The sequence below is a fragment of the Thermomonas sp. genome, assembly GCF_041905325.1.
GTDB lineage: Bacteria > Pseudomonadota > Gammaproteobacteria > Xanthomonadales > Xanthomonadaceae > Thermomonas.
Genome location: NZ_JAYRLK010000016.1, coordinates 1 through 15,048, shown reverse-complemented (window position 1 = coordinate 15,048; position 15,048 = coordinate 1). Strand labels below are relative to the sequence as shown.

General features: G+C 67.7%; 15 protein-coding genes and 1 pseudogene. 13 read left to right on the top strand and 3 right to left on the bottom strand.

Translation table 11 applies throughout. The features are described from left to right. Window positions 1-446: 446 nt before the first annotated feature. The 12 genes from ACE3OK_RS12130 (at window position 447) to ACE3OK_RS12075 (ending at window position 11,495) form a co-directional block, all read left to right on the top strand. The gene (locus tag ACE3OK_RS12130) at window positions 447-1,877 is read left to right on the top strand and encodes an aldehyde dehydrogenase family protein (RefSeq protein ID WP_374249806.1); all 1,431 of its coding nucleotides are present in this window, start codon (window positions 447-449) and stop codon (window positions 1,875-1,877) included. A gap of 53 nt (window positions 1,878-1,930) precedes the next feature. Next, a complete protein-coding gene (locus tag ACE3OK_RS12125; protein ID WP_374249805.1) occupies window positions 1,931-2,893 on the top strand; it encodes a Bug family tripartite tricarboxylate transporter substrate binding protein in 963 nt (320 codons plus the stop codon). A gap of 45 nt (window positions 2,894-2,938) precedes the next feature. Further along, a complete protein-coding gene (locus ACE3OK_RS12120) occupies window positions 2,939-3,745 on the top strand; it encodes a coniferyl-alcohol dehydrogenase (protein WP_374249804.1) in 807 nt (268 codons plus the stop codon). An 8-nt stretch (window positions 3,746-3,753) separates the two neighbouring features. After that, window positions 3,754-4,161, top strand: coding sequence for a RidA family protein (locus tag ACE3OK_RS12115; protein WP_374249803.1), 408 nt, complete (start codon window positions 3,754-3,756; stop codon window positions 4,159-4,161). 37 nt (window positions 4,162-4,198) lie between these two features. Next, on the top strand, window positions 4,199-5,188 hold the full coding sequence (locus ACE3OK_RS12110) for an amidohydrolase family protein (RefSeq protein ID WP_374249802.1): 990 nt from the start codon (window positions 4,199-4,201) through the stop codon (window positions 5,186-5,188). 12 nt (window positions 5,189-5,200) lie between these two features. Beyond that, window positions 5,201-6,196: a hypothetical protein gene (locus tag ACE3OK_RS12105; protein ID WP_374249801.1), complete on the top strand. Its 996-nt coding sequence runs from the start codon at window positions 5,201-5,203 to the stop codon at window positions 6,194-6,196. Continuing rightward, window positions 6,196-7,740 carry an acyl-CoA synthetase gene (locus ACE3OK_RS12100; protein ID WP_374249799.1) on the top strand — a complete coding sequence of 515 codons (1,545 nt, stop codon included), beginning with the start codon at window positions 6,196-6,198 and terminating at the stop codon, window positions 7,738-7,740. Before ACE3OK_RS12105 ends, ACE3OK_RS12100 begins: the two co-directional genes overlap by 1 nt. A gap of 7 nt (window positions 7,741-7,747) precedes the next feature. Then, window positions 7,748-8,413: an RraA family protein gene (locus tag ACE3OK_RS12095; protein ID WP_374249798.1), complete on the top strand. Its 666-nt coding sequence runs from the start codon at window positions 7,748-7,750 to the stop codon at window positions 8,411-8,413. A gap of 19 nt (window positions 8,414-8,432) precedes the next feature. Then, window positions 8,433-9,092 (top strand): RraA family protein, encoded by a 660-nt coding sequence (locus ACE3OK_RS12090; RefSeq protein WP_374249797.1) that lies wholly within the window; start codon window positions 8,433-8,435, stop codon window positions 9,090-9,092. Further along, a complete protein-coding gene (locus tag ACE3OK_RS12085; protein WP_374249796.1) occupies window positions 9,089-9,754 on the top strand; it encodes a 4-carboxy-4-hydroxy-2-oxoadipate aldolase/oxaloacetate decarboxylase in 666 nt (221 codons plus the stop codon). The genes ACE3OK_RS12090 and ACE3OK_RS12085 overlap by 4 nt, the downstream gene beginning before the upstream one ends. Window positions 9,755-9,909: 155 nt before the next feature. Beyond that, window positions 9,910-11,094, top strand: coding sequence for a porin (locus ACE3OK_RS12080; protein WP_374249795.1), 1,185 nt, complete (start codon window positions 9,910-9,912; stop codon window positions 11,092-11,094). Between the two features lie 62 nt (window positions 11,095-11,156). Then, on the top strand, window positions 11,157-11,495 hold the full coding sequence (locus ACE3OK_RS12075) for a LysR family transcriptional regulator (protein WP_374249794.1): 339 nt from the start codon (window positions 11,157-11,159) through the stop codon (window positions 11,493-11,495). On the opposite strand, the gene ACE3OK_RS12070 is transcribed toward ACE3OK_RS12075, so the two are convergent. Both ACE3OK_RS12070 and ACE3OK_RS12065 read right to left on the bottom strand, forming a co-directional pair. Continuing rightward, entirely contained in the window at window positions 11,470-12,444 is a 975-nt protein-coding gene (locus tag ACE3OK_RS12070) for a Bug family tripartite tricarboxylate transporter substrate binding protein (RefSeq protein WP_374249792.1), read from the bottom strand. The two genes, ACE3OK_RS12075 and ACE3OK_RS12070, sit on opposite strands and share 26 nt — an antisense overlap. Window positions 12,445-12,473: 29 nt before the next feature. Further along, window positions 12,474-13,832 (bottom strand): FAD-dependent oxidoreductase, encoded by a 1,359-nt coding sequence (locus ACE3OK_RS12065; RefSeq protein WP_374249791.1) that lies wholly within the window; start codon window positions 13,830-13,832, stop codon window positions 12,474-12,476. A gap of 107 nt (window positions 13,833-13,939) precedes the next feature. Here ACE3OK_RS12065 and ACE3OK_RS12060 point away from each other — a divergent pair, with 107 nt between their 5' ends. Next, window positions 13,940-14,824 carry a LysR family transcriptional regulator gene (locus ACE3OK_RS12060; protein WP_374249790.1) on the top strand — a complete coding sequence of 295 codons (885 nt, stop codon included), beginning with the start codon at window positions 13,940-13,942 and terminating at the stop codon, window positions 14,822-14,824. Window positions 14,825-14,886: 62 nt separating this feature from the next. Here the strand turns inward: ACE3OK_RS12060 and ACE3OK_RS12055 are convergent. After that, a pseudogene (locus ACE3OK_RS12055) lies at window positions 14,887-15,048 on the bottom strand (amino acid deaminase); the annotation flags it as partial.

The window sequence follows — 15,048 nt, the reverse complement described above, 5'->3', positions numbered from 1 at the left end:
CAGCAGCGTGTCCAGATCGCCGCCGGGGTCGATCACGGCGGCCTGCTTGGTGGCGTCGTCCCAGACCAGGGAGCAGTTCTGCTGGAAGGGGGTGACGGGGATGGTGAGGTAGTGGAGCATGCGGGGGATTTTGGCAGCGGTTGCCGGGAGCCGGCCAGCCCTCATGCGCTGAGCAGGATCTGCGGGCCGCCGGCACGCTTCAGCGCACAGGCGACGACTATTCGAAATCCCGTTTGTGACTATCCGTCCTATTCCATTGTTTAAACACATGGAGCGCACGAAACTTGTGCGATGCGATCGGGCGGCGCGTCAAACGGCTACCTGAATGCGCGGCTGGGACCAACCTTACTGCTCTGAGAGAAAGGCGAGAAACGTCTGTGGAGAGAACACCAGTTTTTGATGACTCGGCCGCCCTGACGGCCGAAAAGGAAAGCTGGGCGCGTGGATTGTCCCTGCGCAACACGATCGACGGCGCACCCTGCGCGCATGGCGCACCGGTGGCCGTGGTCAATCCTGCAACAGGGATGCCTTTCGCCGAGGTGGCAGGCGCTGGCAAGGCCGATCTGGACCGGGCCTTCAGCGCGGCGAGCATCAGCTTCGGCCAATGGCGCCACACCCCTTGGGCCGACCGCACGGCCCTTCTGCGCAAGTTCGCCGATGCCGTGGCCGCGGACGAGGAGGCCCTGGCGACCCTGGTGACCCTGGAGCAGGGCCGTCCGCTGGCGTTCGCGCGTGCCGAGGTGCGGCGCAATGCGGAGGCGATCCGCCAGATGGCCCAGTTGGTGGTGCAGCCCGCGGTCCTGAAGGACGACGACCGGTCCCACGCGGTGCTGCACTACCGACCGCTCGGTGTGGTGGCGGCGATCGCGCCGTGGAACGTTCCGGTCACCATGGCGGTGGGCAAGCTGCTGCATGCGCTGCACGCCGGCAATACCCTGGTCCTCAAGCCCTCGCCCTACACGCCGCTGGCCACCTTGAGGCTGGGGGAGATCGGGCGCGGCATCTTCCCGCCCGGCGTGTTCAACGTCGTGGCCGGCGGCAACGAACTCGGGCAATGGATGTCAGAGCATCCAGCGGCCGCCAAGGTCACGTTCACCGGTTCCACGGCGACCGGGCGCAAGGTGGCCCAGAGCGCCGCCAACGATTTCAAGCGCGTTACCTTGGAGCTGGGCGGCAATGACGCGGCCTTGGTGCTTGACGATGTCGACGTCGATGCGGTCGCCGCCCGCATTTTTGGCGCGGCCTTCGTGAACAGCGGCCAGATCTGTATGGCCATCAAGCGGCTGTACGTGCAGGAGGGTGTCTACGACCCGCTCGTCGAGCGCCTCGCGACCTTCGCGCGCAATGCCCGGGTAGGCAATGGTCTCGCGCCGCAGACGCAACTCGGCCCGGTGCAGAACGAGGCGCAGTTCCGAATCGTGCAGGAGTTCATTGCGTCCGCACGGGCCGACGGCGCCGACTTCGCTGCCGGAGGGCACGTGCTGGACCGCCCGGGCTATTTCGTGGCGCCCACCATCGCGCTGGGTCTGGGCGAGGGCAGCCGCCTGGTCGACGGGGAGCCGTTCGGCCCCGTGCTGCCGGTCATGCGGTTTCGCACAGTGGAAGAAGGCATTGCGCGTGCCAACGCCACGCCCTACGGCCTGGGCGCCTCGGTGTGGTCGGACGATGCGCAGCGGATCGAGCGCGTGATCGCCGGGCTGCAAGCCGGGACCCTCTGGGTGAACGACCACGCGGCGCCGGACCCGATGGTGCCGTTCGGCGGGATCAAGCAGTCCGGCCTGGGCCGCGAATCGGGCCTGCTTGGCCTGAAGCATTTCATGGAGCCGGTGTCGGTGATCACGCCGCGCATGCCGCGCGCATCGTGGTTCGTACCGTGAGCGCCACCCGTTGCCCCTTTTTGAACCTGAATTTCAACACGGAGACATCACCAATGACCACTCGACGCAACGTCATCGCCTCGCTGCTTGCCGCCACTGCATGGACCGGCAGCGCCCGCGCGCAGCTGGGCACCCGGCCCCTCACCATCATCGTGCCGTACCCGCCAGGCGGTCCGGGGGACATGATGGCGCGCGCCATCAGCGAAGGCCTGGGTGAGCGGATGGGCCGGCCGGTGATCGTGGACTACAAGCCGGGCGGGGCTGGCTCCATTGCCGCATCGGCGCTGATGCAGCAACCGCCGGACGGCAACACCCTGCTGGTGGCGGAGATGTCCGTGCTGTGCACCAACCGCCTGCTGTACCGCAAGCTCCAGTACGACCCGATGACGGACTTCACCGCCGTGGCCCCGCTGCCGCAGATGCCCGCGGTGCTGTACGTGCCCTTCAGCAGTCCGGTCAATTCGATCGCCGACCTGGTGGCTGCCTCGCGCGTGCGCTCGTTGAACTATGCGACGCAAGGAAATGGGTCGGTTGGCCACATTCTGGGCCAGTTGCTTGCAACGGCTACGGGTGCCCAGCTCAACCCGATTCCGTACAAGGGGGCGGCACCCGCGATCACGGACCTGCTGGGCGGGCAGGTCGATTTCCTGTTCGACGGCATGGGCCCGGGCCTGCAGCACGTGAACACCCAGAAGCTCAAGGTGATCGCGGTGGCGGGCCCCAAGCGCCTGCCCCAGGTGCCGCAGGCACCCACCACGGCCGAAGCCGGCGCGCCCGCGGTGTCGCTCACCGTCTGGTTTGGTGCGGTGGCCCGCGCCGGCACGCCGACGGCGATGGTCCAACGCCTCAATCAGGAGATCAGCGCGGTGATGGCATTGCCCAGGAACATGAGCCGCTTTGGCGACCTCGGCTTCCAGTTCGTGAACCAGTCGCCGGCCGATTTCCAGAAGTTCGTCGTCAGCGAGTCGGCGAAATGGGGCGCCTTCTTCAAGGAACGCAACATCGTGCTGGAGTGACGCGACGCGCTGGCCAGGCCTCCTTTGCGATTCGACCTTCGATCCATGTTCAACAACAAGACCTTCATCGTCACGGGCGTGAGCTCGGGCATCGGCGCCGCAACGGCGCAGCTCCTGCGGGCCCAGGGAGCCCGGGTGCTGGGCGTCGATGTGCGCGAGCCTGACGGCCACGTCGACGACTTTCATCAGGCCGACCTGGGCAACCGGGCGTCGCTGGACCGCCTGGTGGCCGCGTTGCCGCACGGGATCGACGGGCTGGCGAACATCGCCGGCCTGCCGCCCACCCATGCCGCCGCGCAGGTGCTGCGCGTGAACCTGCTTGCGCCCAGGTACCTGACGCAGGCGTTGGTGCCCAAGCTGGCCGACGGTGCGTCCATCGTCAACCTGGCGTCGGCGGCCGGTGCTGGCTGGGCGCGCGCCGTTGCGGCTATCCAGGCCACCGCCACGCTGGACTTCCCGGACGCCGAAGCCTTCTGCACGGCCCATGGCATCGAAGGCCCGCGCAGCTACTTTTTCTCGAAGGAGGCGCTGATCGCCTGGACGATCCAGAACCGCTGGACCTGGCGCACCCGCGGCATCCGCATGAACGCCGTCAGCCCCGGGCCGGTGGACACGCCCATCCTTGGCGACTTCGTCCGCACGCTCGGGGCCCAGGCCAGTGAGCGCATGCGCACCCTGGACCGCCATGGCACGCCTGCCGACATAGCGCCGGTCGTCGCCTTTCTCTTCAGCCCTGCATCTGCCTGGATCCGGGGCACCAACATCGCCGTGGATGGCGGACTGTCGGCGCACGCGCTGGATGAGCTGCACGGGCTGTCGGCAAATGCGGCGCCGCCACCTCAACATCAGTAAGGAACGTCGTGAACACCGCATCCCACACGAACTCCGGCCGCTCGATCGAGATCGGGGGCGTGACGCATGCCGCCCCGATTCCTGCGGGTGCCCGGGTCGGCAACATCCTGTACTCGTCCGGAATCATGGGCAAGGACCCGTCCACCGACCAGTTGCCGCCCGATGGTGCCGCGCAGGCGAGGTTCACCTTCCAGAACCTGCGCACGCTGCTGGCCAACGGGGGGGCGACCCTGGGCGACGTGGTGCGCATCACGGCCTACGTCAAGGACAACGGCCAGCGCGATGCACTGAATGCCGAGTGGCTCCAGTGCTTTCCGGATCCCCACGACCGGCCGGCCCGTCACACGCAGGTGGCCGACCTGCCCGGCGGCATGCTGCTGCAGATCGAGGCCGTGGCGGTGATCCGCGAGCGCTGACCGGCCCACACCGACAACACATTCCCGAGGCATTCAAATGATCATCGATTCTCACGCGCACGTCATCGTGCCGCCCGAAAGCTACAAATTCATGGGCGAACTGGTGGCGAGCCGGGCCAATCCCGCGCTGCCGCCCAGGCTGACCGATAACGCCGTGCGCGAAGCGGCCCAGGTCATCCTGGACATCATGGACAAGGTCGGCACCGACATCCAGTTCCTGTCGCCGCGTCCCTACATGCAGATGCACTCGGTCAAGCCGGCTGCCGTGACCGCGCTGTGGACCCGGCACATGAATGACCTGGTCTATCGCACCGTGCAGATGTTTCCCACGCGCTTCCGCGCGGTGGCGGGCCTGCCGCAGTACCGGGACGAAAGCCCCGCCAACTGCCTGCAGGAACTCGACTTCCGCGTCAGGGAGCAGGGCTTCATCGGCTGCCTGCTGAACCCCGACCCGACCGAGGGCGACGGCGCGCCGCCTCCCGGTCTGGGAGACGAGTTCTGGTATCCGCTGTACGAGAAGCTGTGCGAACTGGACATCCCCGCGCTGATCCACTCGGCCGGCAGCTGCAGCCCGCGGGAGAGCTACACGCTCAAATTCATCAACGAGGAGAGCATCTCCATCATCTCGCTGATGAACTCGCGGGTGTTCGAGAAATTCCCCAACCTGAAGCTGATCGTGCCGCACGGCGGCGGCGCCATTCCGTACCACATGGGCAGGTTCCGCGCGTGGACGGTGCGCGCGGGTGGCGAGTTCTTCGACGACAAGCTCAAGCGCCTGCACTTCGACACCACCACCTACGACAAGGACGCGCTGGAGCTGCTGTTCAAGGTGGTGGGGCCGGACCGCGTGCTGTTCGCCACCGAGAACCCCGGCACCGGCAGTGTTGTCGATCCCGCGAGCGGCCGCGCCTATGACGACCTCAAGCCCGTGATCGAGGAAATGGCGTCGCTGACCGAGCAGGACCGCCGCAACGTCTTCGAATGCAACTGCACCCGCCTGTACACCCGCTTCCGCAAGGACGCGTAAGGAGCGCATGAGATGGCACAGGTTGTACTGGGCATCGGCGCATCGCACACGCCGCTGCTGACCCTGACTGTGGAGCAGTGGCAACACCGCGCCGCGGCGGACTACGCGAACAGGGAGCTGAACCTCTCGGACGGGCGGCTGCTCACATACGAGCAGGTGCTGGCCGAACTCGGCCCTCGCAGCGCCGACGTGATCGCGCCCGGGATCCTCGCGGCCAAGGAGCGTGCGTGCGCCGCCGCCCTGGACCGCCTGGCCGATGAACTCGTACGGGCCGCGCCCGACGTGGTGGTGATCGTGGGGGACGACCACCACGAGATGTTCACCTCCGCCAACCAGCCGGCCATCTCGATCTACCACGGCGCGCAGATGGTGACCAGCGACCTGTTCGGCGACGAGGGTGCGCCCCCCTGGGTGCACGACATGGGCCGTGGCTACCTGATGGACGCGCAGCACCGGCTGGACGGCGCGCCGGACTTCGCGCTGGATCTGATCCGCGGCCTGGTGGATGCGCACTTCGACATCGGTGCCTGCAGCCACATCGAAGCGAACGGCCACGTGGGCCTGGGGCACGCCTACGGCTTCATCGTGCAGCGGCTGTTGCGCGGGCGCAGCGTCCCTATCGTGCCGGTGCTGCTGAACACCTACTACGGGCCGAACGTACCGACCGCCGCGCGCTGCCACGACCTGGGCCAGGCGATTCACCGCACGATCGAGGCCATGCCGGGGGACCAGCGGGTCGCGGTGGTCGGCTCCGGCGGCCTGAGCCACTTCGTGGTCGACGAGGACCTGGACCAGCGCGTGCTCGGCGCCATCCGCAGCGGTGACCACGCGGCCTTGCGCTCGATTCCGCGGGGGGCCTTGAACTCCGGCTCCTCGGAGATCCTGAACTGGATCGTGGCCGCGGGCGCCGTAGGGCCCCTGCCCCTGGCCTGGAGCGAGTACCAGCCGCTGTTTCGCACGCCGGCCGGCACCGGCGTGGGTGCCGGGTTCGCTGCGTGGAGACTGTGATGACCAACGAACATCAACGCCAGACGCTGGGCGATCTGCTGCGTCGCTCGGCACGCCGCCACCCGGACAAGCTGGCCATCCGCTGCGGCGCGGTGGAATGGACGTACGCCCAGTTCGATACCGTCTGTTCGCGCCTGGCGACCGGGCTGGCAGCACAAGGGGTGGCGGTCGGTGACCGGGTGGCTGTGCTGGCGCGCAACTCGCATGCTTTCGCGGCACTGCGCTTCGCCGTGGCGCGGCTGGGCGCCGTGCTGGTGCCGATCAACTTCATGCTCAATGCCGAAGAAGCCCGGTTCATCCTGGCGCATTCCGGTGCGCAGCTGCTGTGCGTGGACGCCGGCCTGACGGCGCTGGGCCGCCAGGCTAGCGAGGCAACGGCGGTGCGCACGCTGGTGTGGCTGCCGTCGGAAGACGAGACCTTGCCCGAGCCCGGCCTGGTCACCTTTGACCAGTTGCAGCAGCAGGGCGGGCAGCCGCCGGAACGCGAACTGAACGGGGCGATGCTGGCGCAGATCGTCTACACCAGCGGCACCGAGTCCCGGCCCAAGGGCGCGATGCTCACACACGACGCGGTCATCTCGGAGTACGTCACCTGCCTGGTGGACGCCCAGGTCGCAGAGAGCGACATCGTGCTGCACGCCTTGCCGCTGTACCACTGCGCCCAGCTGGACGTCTTCCTCGGGCCGTGCGTGTACGTAGGCGCCACCAGCGTCATCACTTCAAGGCCCACGCCGGACAACCTGCTGGCGATGATGGCGTCCAACGGCATTACCTCGTTTTTCGCGCCGCCCACGGTGTGGATCTCCCTGCTGCGCTCGGCCGCGTTCGACGGCACCGACCTCAGCCGGCTGGCCAAGGGCTACTACGGCGCGTCCATCATGCCGGTGGCGGTGCTCCATGAGATGCAGCAGCGCCTGCCGCAGGTACGGCTGTGGAACCTGTACGGGCAGACCGAGATCGCACCGGTGGCCACCGTGCTCAAACCCGAAGACCAGCTGCGCAAGGCAGGGTCGGCCGGCCGGCCGGCGCTCAACGTGGAGACCCGCGTGGTCGATGACGAAATGCGCGACGTGGCCGTGGGGGAGGTAGGCGAGATCGTCCACCGCTCGCCGCAACTGCTGACCGGCTACTACCACGACGACGAACGCACCCGGGCCGCTTTCGAGGGTGGCTGGTTCCACAGCGGCGACCTCGCCACCATGGATGCGCAGGGCTACATCACCGTGGTCGACCGCAAGAAGGACATGATCAAGAGCGGCGGCGAGAACGTTGCCAGCCGCGAGGTCGAAGAAGCCATGTACGGTATCCCCGGCGTGTCCGAGGTGGCCGTGATCGGCCTGCCGGATCCGCACTGGATCGAGGCCGTCACCGCGGTCGTAGTCGCCAAGCCGGGCCATGTGCTGACCGAGGCCGGTCTTCTGGCCGCCTGCCGCGAGCGGCTGGCGGGCTTCAAGGTACCCAAGCGCGTCATCCTCACCGACGCCCTTCCCAAGAACCCCAGCGGCAAGCTGCTCAAGCGGGAGCTGCGCCAACGCTATGCCTGAGCGCACCATGCAAGACAACATTCCCCGGCGCCTGCTGCGCATCGACTGCTGCGCCGTGTCCGACGCAATGGACAAGCTTGGCCTGAAAGACCAGGTCGCCAGCGGCCTGGCGCAGCGCGCCACCACCCGGCGCATCGCCGGGCGCGTGGTCACCTACCGCCTGGTCGCGGCGGCCGACGCGCCGCCGGCCGCCGGCGCGCCGCGCCACCTGGGCACCACCGCCATCGAACTCGCGACTGCCGGCGACGTGATCGTCGTGGAACAGCGCACGGGCATCGACGCCGGCAGCTGGGGTGGAATCCTGACCCTGGGCGCCAAGGTCAAGGGCATTGCCGGTGTCGTAGCCGACGGACCCGTACGCGACATTGACGAGGCCCGCGCATACGGCTTTCCGGTCTACTGCCGTTCGCTCACGGCCCGCACCGCCCGCGGCCGGGTGGCGGAGGTCGAGGTCAACGGCGCAGTCACCATCGGCGGCGTGCTGGTGAACGCTGGCGATTACGTCATCGCGGATGGCAGCGGCGTGGCCTTTATTCCGGCGACCGAGGCCGTGCGGGTGCTGGATGCCGCCGAAGCCATCGCGGCGCGGGAAGCCGCCATGGCCAGGGCCCTGCTGGCGCGGCAGCCCATCACGCAGGTCATGGGCGCAGATTACGAACACATGCTGCGCTGAAGGCGCAAGAAAAATGATCATGAAAGAAGACACCAACGTCGCGCGCGCGTCGCGCCTGGACACGGCCACCCTCAGCGATGCACTGGACCGCCACGGCCTGGCCGGGCAGTGCTACAAGATCAAGCCCCGGTCCGCATCGTTTCGCATGACGGGTCGCGCCTGGACGCTCCAGTACGGTCCGGCCGGCAACCCGCCAGGTACCGTGGGCGATTTCATCGACGATATCGAGCCGGGTACCGTGGTCGTGCTGGCCAACAACGGCCGCGATGACGTCACCGTCTGGGGTGACATCCTCACTGAAGTGGCGCACCACAAGGGCATCGCCGGCACGGTCATCGACGGGATCAACCGCGACGTCGCGCTCGCCCTGGAACTCGGCTACCCGATCTACAGCCGGGACAACTGGATGCGCACCGGCAAGGACCGGGTGCAGGTTGAGGCAACACAGATCCCGGTGAGCGTCGGCAACGTGCGCATCGCGCCGGGCGACTTGCTGCGCGGCGATGCCGACGGTGTGGTGGCCATTCCACGCGAATTCGAGGACAAGGTGCTCGACTCGGCCGAGCAGATCCAGCGGGCCGAGGACGCGATCCGCCAGTCGGTTCGTTCCGGCATGAGCCTGCGTGAGGCGCGTGAAAAGCACCGCTACCACCAGCTGCAGACGCGGGAGACGACATGAGCGCGCCCGCCACGCCCAGCGGCCCCACGATCGCGCAGGAGTTCGCCCGCCCTGATGCGGCGACGGTCGAGGCCGCCCGCCAGCTACCGGTGGCCACCCTGCACGAAGCGGGCGGCCGCATCGGAGTGATGCCGCACGCCATCAAGCCGGTTGCGCCGGCGTTCCGCATCTGCGGGCCGGCCGTGACCGTGCACTCGCCGGGCGGCGACAACCTGTGGCTGCACCGCGCCATCTACGTGGCCCAGCCGGGCGACGTGCTGGTGGTGCACGTGAGCGACGCGCACGACTTCGGCTACTGGGGCGAGATCATGTCCTGCGCGGCCCAGACCCGCCAGCTGGGCGGCCTGGTGATCGATGGCTGCGTGCGCGACGGCGCCATCCTGGCCGACTTCGGCTTCCCGGTGTTCGCCCGCGGGCTGTGCATCCGCGGCACCGGCAAGGACTTCGGCGCTCGCGGCTGGATCAACCATCCCACGCTGTTCGGCGACCTGACCGTCCATGCAGGCGACCTCGTCGTGGGCGATGCCGATGGCGTGGTTGCCATTCCCCGTGAGCAGGCCGGTGCGGTGGTGCAGGCGGCGGTGGCGCGCGAGCGCAAGGAAGCGGACGTGATTTCGCAGATCCGCCGCGGGGCCCGCACGCTTGAGGTGTATGGATTCTGAGGCACCCACCCTGCCCGGGCCTCGGTACCAAATATTCGCCTTTACGTTTTCTGCTATTGAGGGAATGACATTGTCTAAATAGTAGTGCCCAACCAGAATTCCCATGCGCGCCGGCAGCGATTCAACCTTTATCAACAAACGGAGACAACCTCATCATGAACAACACACAGCGTCCCCCCATGATTTCGCACAGGCACCGGGTGCGGGGCAGGGCTACCGCGGGCGCATTGGCTTGCGCCACGCTGGCACTCGGTGCGTCCGGCGCCTTCGCTCAGGGCAGCGTCACCTTGTACGGCAACGTGGATGCCAGCGTGGTGTCCAGCCGCAGTGGCGCGCCCGGCGTAGGCGCGCTGACGGCCGTGACATCAGGCATCGGGTCCTCGTCCCACTGGGGCCTGCGCGGCGTGGAAGACCTGGGCGGTGGCATGAAGGCCCTGTTCCAGCTCGAGATGGGTTTCGACCTGGACACTGGCGCCTCCAAACAGTACACGGGTGACTACGGCAGCGCCACGCCGGCCGCGCCCACCGGAACGGCGGTGGCGGGCTTCAATCGCCGCTCCGCCGTGGGTCTGGAGACGCCCTATGGCACGGTGACCCTCGGGCGCGACTACACGCCTCTGTTCTATACCGCCGTGACCACCGACACCATCCGGGGCGCCCAGTACCTGGGCAACATCCAGCTGCTGACGTCCCTGCTCGGCGGTCCGGAGCGCAGTGCGCGCAACAGCAACGTCCTCACCTACACCTCGCCGATCATCGGCGGGTTCCGGGCGCGCGCGGCCTATGGGCTGGGTTCGGAGAGCCCCGGTGGCGCAGGCCGGCCGCCGCGCGACACGAACAAATTCATCGGGGTCGGGGGCGAGTACATCGGCGGCGGGCTGACCGTGAGCGGCTCGTTGCAGCAAGTCAAGCTGGCACTGACCGCGGGCACGCCGGCGGCCTTCACCGGCATCGCGAACCGCACGGACATGGCCCTGGGCACGCGTTATGTGTTCGGCAACTACTCGGCATCGGTCGGCCATTTCCGCGTGAATGGGCCGGTGGACGGATCCGACACCTGGCTGGGCGGTTCGGTCGCGTTTGGCGCCAGCACCGTGTACGCGCAGGTTCAGCGCATCCGGCAGGACAACCCGAACGGCGCCGAACGGCGAGGCACCAGCCTGGGCCTGACCTACACCTACAACCTGTCCAGGCGCACCATTGCGTACACCTCGTTCGGCCGAACCTCGAACAATGCGACCGGCCAGTTTGCCCTGCTCGGCAACGACGTAGCCTTTGCGGCGGGTGCGCCGGGCGCCACACCCCGTGCCGTGGCGATCGGGGTGCGCCACTCCTTCTGACTTCGTGCCTTCCGCCCGGCACGCTCCTGTTCAGGCAGGGCAGCGTGCCCGGCTGCAGCGCCATGCTCACCAGCATCAATCTGCACCGTCTGGATTTGCCATCGCTGCGCCTGGTCGTGGAGTGCACGCGGGCGGGGTCCCTCTCGGCTGCCGCGCAGGCCTGCCATATGTCCGTCTCCGGCGCGAGCCACAAGCTTGCGCGGCTCGAAGAAGGGCTGGGCGCGGCACTGTTCCTGCGCCACCGCCGCGGCCTGGAGGCCACGGAGGCGGGGCGGCGGGTCGCGCTGGCGAGCCTGGAAATCTTCGAGTCGCTGGATGCGATGGCCAGGCTGCTTGAAGAGTCGAAAGCCGGCGTGTCAGTCGTGCGGGCCGCGCTTACTTCAGCTGGACTCCATGCATGAGGGCCTCGACGGTGGCGGTCTCATCCTTGATGCGGTTCCTCAGGCCGTCTGGCGACGTGCCCACCGCCTGCCAGCCCTGGTTCAGCAGTTTCTGGCGGGTTTCGGCGTTGCGGACGATGGAGGGAACCACCGCCGCCAGCCGGTCCTGCGCGGCCTTCGGCAGGCTGGCCGGGCCGATCATTGCGGCCCAGACTTCCACATTGAAGTCGCGCACGCCGGCGTCGGCGAGCGGCTGCGCCTCGGGGGCGACCGCGCTGCGCCCACCGGCCAGCCCGATGACCTTGAGCCTGCCGGCCTTGGCCTGCGGGATGGCGATGCCCGGCGGGACCAGGGCCATGTGAATCTCACCGCCGATCATGCTGGTCACGACATCGGGGTTGCCCTTGAACGGGATATGGACAGGCGCCAGCCCCTTGACCTTGGTCTTGAGCACTTCCATACCCAAATGGCCCATGGAGCCGTTGCCGACCGAACCGTAGTTCCACCTGTCGCCTTGCTGGACGGCGGCCGTGAAGAATGCCGCACCCGTGGGCGAGTGTGCAGGTGCGACCAGGACCAGGGGAGCTGTCGCCAGCAGCGAGATGAAGCTGAAGTCCCGAGCCACGTCGTAGGGCAGCTTCGTGCCCAGCATCTTTGCTGTGACCAGGCTGTTGCTGGCCAGCGCGAGGGTGTGGTGGTCCGTGGCCCGGGCAACCTGCTCCACGGCGATCTGGCCACCCGCCCCGGCCTTGTTCTCGACGATCACCGGCTGCCCCAGTGCCATGGACAGCGGCTCCGCCAAAGTGCGAGCCAGAGTGTCGGGCGTGGAGCCTGCGGGGAAGCCAACCAGCAGCCGGACGGTCTGAGTGGGCCATCCCGCCTGGGCGCCGCGCTGCTGGGCCTGCGCCATCGGCGCCAGGCAGGTCACCGCTGCGGCCAAAGCCGCCATGTTCAGGCTGCGTCGTTTCATGGCGGGCTCCAGGAATCCGGTGAAATGGTTCATTGAATATCGCGCCCAAGGTAGGCGCCATCGGCTTGCAGGCGCTGCTGCAGCTGCGCGACCGGGAGGTCCCGCGGGCGCACGCCGGCGTTCACCGCCAGCGCCGCGGCGGTCCCGGCCGCCTGCCCCATCACGAAGCAGCCGCCAGAGACCCGTGCCGCCGCCTGGCCCGTATGCGTCATGGAGGCGCAGCGCCCGGCCACCAGGAGGTTGTCCACGCGCTGCGGCAGCAGGATGCGGTAGGGCAGGTGGTTGAACCCGCGGCAGTTTGGAATGTCCTGCCACCGGAAGGAAATGTTCCCGGCCACATGCTCCTCGATCATCCAGCCGTTGACGCCGATGCTGTCCTCGAAGCTGGCGCACTGAAGGACATCATCCTCGGTCAGCTGGTACTCGCCGACGATGCGACGGGTTTCCCGCACACCGACCTGCGGGGCGATCTCCAGGATGTAGGAGTTCTCGAACCCGGGTGCGGACGCGCGCAGGAACTGGAAAAAATCCACGATCTGCCGCCGTCCCTCGACCTCGGCATCGCTGAGCTGGGCCGCATCGGTGCCGTCCACCGGATGACCATCCGCATTCGCCAGCTGGGTGACGTTGGCCCGCCATTCCGACGGATTTTTTTGCGGGCGGATGATGGGCGTCTTGCGCGGGAACTTGCGGCCGGACTTCCCGGCCTCGTCCATGAGGTGCCCGAACCGGTCATACGCGTCCCCCGCCACCGCGGCGTCGACGCCGTTGACCCTGAACATGGTGGACGGGTACATCATGTCGCGCGCGCTGGTCCCTTTTTCGAACGGCGCGGCGGCCTGCGCTGCCAGGTCGCCGTCGCCGGTGCAATCGATGAAGGTCTTCGCCAGCACCGCGTAACGACCGGACTTGGTTTCGATCAGGGCGGCGCGAATTTCGCTGGGGCTGTGCATCAGGACCCCGACCAGTTGGGCATGGAACAGCAGCCGGGCGCCACTGCCCAGCACCAGGTTGTCCGCCGCCACCTTGAAGGCCGCGTTGTCGTACGCCTGGGCGGCTATCTTGCCGAGGATCACGTGCGGCTCGCTCAGGCCGTTCAGCGCGCGGATGCCGGCCAGCAGGTCGTCGGCCACGCCGTGCACGACCTGCCGGATGTGGCCGTACACGTTGGCATGCAGCCCGCAGAAGTTGGTCACACCCGCGGCGGTGCCCATGCCGCCCAGAAAGCCATAGCTCTCCACGAGCAGGGTGGAGCGACCCAGGCGTGCCGAAGCCACGGCAGCGGCGATACCGGCCGGACCGCCGCCGAGCACGACAACGTCGTACTCGCCCCAGACCGGGGTGTCGCGGCTGGGCTCGTTCACAGTGGCCGGCTGGATGGTGTGCATGCGGATGTCCCCTGAACAGGCAAATGTCGTGATTGCCGCCATTCTGTTTTTGGCACACTATTAAGGCAATGAGATGGCTCGAATATTCAATAACGGAAAGATAAATAGTGGACCTGAAACTTCTGGCTGTCTTCGACGAGGTCTACAAGACCCGCAGCGTCTCCCGGGCCGGCGACAACCTGGGGGTGGCCCAGTCATCGGTCAGCATCTCGCTGGCGCGGTTGCGGCGTCACTTCGGGGATCCGCTGTTCGTGCGCACCGCGGATGGCATGCAGCCCACGCCGCACGCCACGTCGCTGGTGGCGCCGGTGCGCCAGGCCCTGGAGCTGCTGCGCGGCATCACCCGGCAGCAGGCCGCGTTCGACCCGGCCACCGCGCAGCGCACGTTCCGCATCTGCATGACCGACATCACGCACCTGGCCCTGTTGCCCCCCCTGGTCAACCGCCTGCGCGAGATCGCCCCGGGCATCAACCTGGAGATCACGCACATCTCGACCCAGACTCCGAAGATGCTGGAGTCCGGCGAGGCGGACCTGGCCGTCGGTTTCATGCCGCAGCTGGAGGCGGGGTTCTACCAGCAGAAGCTTTTCGACCTGGACTTCGCCTGCGTGGTGCGAAGCGGCCACCCGCGCGTTCGGTCCAGGCTCACCGAGGCCATGTTCCGGCGGGAGAACCACGTCGTGGTGACTGCATCCGGGACCGGGCAAAACCTGGTGGAGGAAGAGCTGCAACGGCTGGGCGTGGAGCGCAACGTGGCGTTGCGCGTGCCGAACTTTCTGGGCCTGGGCGGGCTGGTGGCCAGCACAGACCTGATGGTGACGCTGCCCAGCCGGGTGGCGCAGACGCTGGTGCGCATCGCCGACGTCAAGGCCATGCGGCCGCCGTTTGCGCTGCCGACGTTCTCCATCAAGCAGCATTGGCATGAGCGCTACAAGCAGGACCCTGCCAATGGATGGCTGCGTGCCGTGATCTCGGATCTGTTCCTGGCATAGCGATCAGTCTGGCGACCGCACGATGTGCTGCACCGCCACGCTGGCGCGGGTTTGTGGGCTGCCTAGAACCAGGTCCGCACGGCATCGACGACGATGCAGTCGTCGTCGATCACATACAGCACCTGCCACTTGTCGAAGGTCGTGCAAGGGTGCGAGACGCCCAGGCTCACCAGGTCGCCGACTTCGACGCCGTGTCCGGGCGCCAGCGTGAGGTTGGTGTGCTG

Coding starts and splice junctions, on each gene's coding strand:
- ACE3OK_RS12070 (WP_374249792.1), bottom strand. CDS start 12,444: ATGAAACGACGCAGCCTGAACATGGCGGCTTTGGCCGCAGCGGTGACC.
- ACE3OK_RS12090 (WP_374249797.1), top strand. CDS start 8,433: ATGAAAGAAGACACCAACGTCGCGCGCGCGTCGCGCCTGGACACGGCC.
- ACE3OK_RS12085 (WP_374249796.1), top strand. CDS start 9,089: ATGAGCGCGCCCGCCACGCCCAGCGGCCCCACGATCGCGCAGGAGTTC.
- ACE3OK_RS12080 (WP_374249795.1), top strand. CDS start 9,910: ATGAACAACACACAGCGTCCCCCCATGATTTCGCACAGGCACCGGGTG.
- ACE3OK_RS12100 (WP_374249799.1), top strand. CDS start 6,196: ATGACCAACGAACATCAACGCCAGACGCTGGGCGATCTGCTGCGTCGC.
- ACE3OK_RS12105 (WP_374249801.1), top strand. CDS start 5,201: ATGGCACAGGTTGTACTGGGCATCGGCGCATCGCACACGCCGCTGCTG.
- ACE3OK_RS12125 (WP_374249805.1), top strand. CDS start 1,931: ATGACCACTCGACGCAACGTCATCGCCTCGCTGCTTGCCGCCACTGCA.
- ACE3OK_RS12120 (WP_374249804.1), top strand. CDS start 2,939: ATGTTCAACAACAAGACCTTCATCGTCACGGGCGTGAGCTCGGGCATC.
- ACE3OK_RS12095 (WP_374249798.1), top strand. CDS start 7,748: ATGCAAGACAACATTCCCCGGCGCCTGCTGCGCATCGACTGCTGCGCC.
- ACE3OK_RS12075 (WP_374249794.1), top strand. CDS start 11,157: ATGCTCACCAGCATCAATCTGCACCGTCTGGATTTGCCATCGCTGCGC.
- ACE3OK_RS12065 (WP_374249791.1), bottom strand. CDS start 13,832: ATGCACACCATCCAGCCGGCCACTGTGAACGAGCCCAGCCGCGACACC.
- ACE3OK_RS12110 (WP_374249802.1), top strand. CDS start 4,199: ATGATCATCGATTCTCACGCGCACGTCATCGTGCCGCCCGAAAGCTAC.